The sequence below is a fragment of the Desertihabitans aurantiacus genome (assembly GCF_003344635.1).
GTDB classification, from domain to species: domain Bacteria; phylum Actinomycetota; class Actinomycetes; order Propionibacteriales; family Propionibacteriaceae; genus Desertihabitans; species Desertihabitans aurantiacus.
In genome coordinates this window covers 1-3,244 of sequence record NZ_QPKK01000349.1, presented here as the reverse complement: position 1 = coordinate 3,244, position 3,244 = coordinate 1, and the positions used below count along the sequence as shown (strand labels likewise).

At 76.4% G+C, this 3,244-nt stretch carries 3 protein-coding genes; all 3 read left to right on the top strand.

Going from position 1 to position 3,244, the window contains the following annotated elements:
- Window positions 1-1,671, top strand: a 1,671-nt coding sequence (locus tag DVA66_RS18680) for a DEAD/DEAH box helicase (protein WP_157974129.1), incomplete at its 5' end; no start/stop codon positions are given.
- 77 nt (window positions 1,672-1,748) lie between these two features.
- Window positions 1,749-2,771, top strand: coding sequence for a tRNA (adenosine(37)-N6)-threonylcarbamoyltransferase complex ATPase subunit type 1 TsaE (gene tsaE, locus DVA66_RS18675; protein WP_114561375.1), 1,023 nt, complete (start codon window positions 1,749-1,751; stop codon window positions 2,769-2,771).
- Window positions 2,768-3,244 (top strand): tRNA (adenosine(37)-N6)-threonylcarbamoyltransferase complex dimerization subunit type 1 TsaB (gene tsaB / locus DVA66_RS18670; RefSeq protein ID WP_114561374.1); only part of this gene is annotated, 477 nt, incomplete at its 3' end. The genes tsaE and tsaB, both read left to right, overlap by 4 nt.

The following is a 3,244-nucleotide window of genomic DNA, read 5'->3' as shown; positions in this document are numbered from 1 at the left end:
GACCGCGACGACCGTCGCGACCGCTTCGAGCGCCGCGACCGTGACGACCGGTTCGACCGCCGCGACCGTGACGACCGCTTCGGCCGTCGCGACCGGGACGAGCGCGGTGGCGACGACCACCACCGTCGCGCCAGCCGGCCCGCCGCCGACCAGCACGGCTCCCGCCGCTTCGAGTCCCGCCCGCACCGCTTCGCCGAGCGCAGCCGCGCCGACGACGGCCGGCGCGAGCGCCGCGAGGACCGCCCGGAGTGGCAGCAGCTGACCGGTTACGAGGGCGGCGACGCCGACCAGATGGAGTGGACGCCGACCGCGGCCGCCGAGGTCGACCCCGACACCGCCGTGGTGGTCGAGGGCCCCGGCTTCGCCGACCTCGGTCTGCCCGCGCCGCTGGTGAACCTGCTGGCCGCCCAGCAGATCACCACCCCGTTCCCGATCCAGGCCGCCACCATCCCCGACGCGCTCGCAGGGCGGGACGTCCTCGGCCGTGGCCAGACCGGCTCGGGCAAGACCCTCGGCTTCGGTCTGCCGATGCTCAGCCGGCTCGCCGACGGCGCCCGCGGCACCACCCGCGGGGTCGTGCTGGTGCCGACCCGCGAGCTGGCCATGCAGGTCGCCGACGTGCTCTCCCCGCTGGCCGGGACCCTCGGGCTGTCGGTGGTGCTGGTCGCCGGCGGGATGGCCTACGGCCCGCAGCTCAAGGCCTTCGACCGTGGCGTCGACGTCGTCGTCGCCACCCCGGGCCGGCTGATCGACCTGATGGACCAGGGCGCGGCCGACCTCACCGCGGTCGAGATCACCGTGCTCGATGAGGCCGACCACATGGCCGACCTCGGCTTCCTGCCCGACGTCCGCCGGGTGCTGGACACCGTCCCCGCGGGCGGGCAGCGGCTGCTCTTCTCCGCCACCCTCGACCGCGGCGTCGGCACCGTCGTCAGGGAGTACCTGGACGACCCGGTCACCCACGAGGTCGACTCCGGTCAGGCCACCGTGAGCACGATGGCCCACCACGTCTACCAGGTGAAGCCGGCCGACAAGCAGTCCATCACCGCCGAGGTCGCCAACCGCGAGGGCCGCACCGTGGTCTTCGTCCGCACCCAGCGCGGCGCGGACCGGGTCGCCAGCCAGCTGCGTGAGGCCGGCGTGATGGCCGGGGCGCTGCACGGCGGGCTCACCCAGGGCGCGCGCAGCCGCATCCTCGGGGCGTTCAAGGCCGGCAGCGTGCCGGTGCTGGTCGCCACCGACGTCGCCGCCCGCGGCATCCACGTCGACGAGGTCTCGCTGGTGCTCCAGGTCGACCCGCCGATGGGTCCGAAGGACTACCTGCACCGGGCCGGTCGCACCGCCCGGGCCGGTGGTGAGGGCCAGGTCGTCACGCTGGCGCTGCCGCACCAGCGTCGCGAGGTCGCCCGGCTGGTCAAGCAGGCCGGGGTGAAGACCATGGCCGTCGACGTCTCCGCCGACGACGAGCGGGTCTACCGGGCGACCGGGGCCCGCAAGCCCTCCCGTCCGGCGATCGAGGACCGCGACTACGAGGCGCTGATCGCCCCGCCGGTCAAGGTCCGCAGCAGCCGGCGTCCCGGCGGACGTGGGCAGGGCGGCCCGCGCGGTCGCGGCCCGTCCCGCGGCGGCTGGTCCCGCTCCGGCCGTGGGCGTGCGCACGAGGGCGCCTGAGGTCCGTCGCCCGACGGCTCCCGGGATGCGACCGCGTCCCGGGGCCGTCGGAGACCCGCCACTACGATGACGCGGTGATGACTGCCGAGCCCGCCCTGACCGTCACCGGTCAGCCCGCCTCGGAAGCCCTCGGACCGGAGTGGGAGCTGTGGCTGGCCTCCGCCGAGGACGCCGAGCCGATCGCCGCCGTGGTGCGGGCCGCCTTCGCGGCCCGGCCCCCGGTCGACCCGCCCGCCCCGGGCGTGCGCGAGACCGCCGGCAACATCGCCGCGCTGCTGGCCGAGGGCACCGGTGTCACCGCCTGGGTGGGGGACCGGCTGGTCGGCGTCATCCTGCTCACCCCGGCCGGCCCGGTCGAGGACCCGTGGGCTTCGGCGTTCCTGCAGCGGGTCTCGGTGCACCCCGACGTGCAGCAGCACGGCATCGCCGGAGCGATGGTCGAGGCCGTGCAGCGGCTGGCCTCCGACCGCGGGAGCACGGAGGTCCGGCTCTTCGTCCGCGCCGAGTTCCCCGGGTTGCAGCAGTGGTGGCGCCGGCACGGCTACCGGGTGGTGGAGCGGCGCGACCACGGCGTGGTGCTGGCCCGTCGCGTCCCGGTCCGGGTCGAGGTGCCGCGCGCGGAGGACATGCACGCCCTCGGCGTCCGGCTGGCGGCGCTGCTGCGTCCCGGCGACGTGGTGCTGGCCGACGGCCCGCTCGGTGCCGGCAAGACCACCCTCACCCAGGGGCTGGGCGAGGGCCTCGGGGTCGGTGACCCCGTCATCTCCCCGACCTTCGTGCTCTCCCGGGTGCACCGCCCCACCGGCGGACGTCCCGGGCTGGTGCACGTGGACGCCTACCGGCTCGGCTCGCCCGAGGAGCTCGACGACCTCGACCTCGACAGCAGCGCCGAGCACAGCGTCACCGTGGTGGAGTGGGGCCGCGGCCGGGCCGAGCAGCTGTCGGACGACCGGCTGGAGATCGAGATCCAGCGCACCACCGACGCCGACGCCACCGACCGGACCCGGCCCGACAGCCGCACCGTCGTCATCACCCCGGTCGGGGACCGCTGGGACGGCGTCGACCTGCAGTCCCTCGACCCGCAGGGCGGCCAGCGGTGACCGCGCGTACCGACGGCCTCACCCTCGGCCTGGACACCTCCGGCGTCGTCGCGGCCGGGCTGGCCCGCGGCACCGAGGTGCTGGCCAGCCGCAGCCACGACGACACCCGCGCCCACGTCGAGCAGCTCACCCCGCTCGTGCAGGCCCTGCTCGCGGAGGCGGGCGCCGGCTGGGACGACCTCACCCGCGTGGTCGTCGGCGTCGGGCCCGGACCCTTCACCGGTCTGCGGGTCGGCATCGCCAGCGCCGAGGTGCTCGCGCTCGCGCTCGGCCTCCCGTGCACCGGCGTGTGCAGCCTCGACGTGCTGGCCCTGCAGGCCGTCCGCGCCGGGGCCGTCACCGGCGACTTCGTCGTGGTGACCGACGCCCGCCGCCGCGAGGTCTACCGGGCCACCTACGCCGCCGACGGCACCCGCACCTCCGGGCCCGAGGTCGGCCCGGCCGAGCAGGTGCCGGCGCTGCCCGTGGTCGGC

Bases quoted from the DNA above. Each gene is read 5' to 3' on its own strand.
- tsaE (WP_114561375.1), top strand. From the start codon at position 1,749: ATGACTGCCGAGCCCGCCCTGACCGTCACCGGTCAGCCCGCCTCGGAA.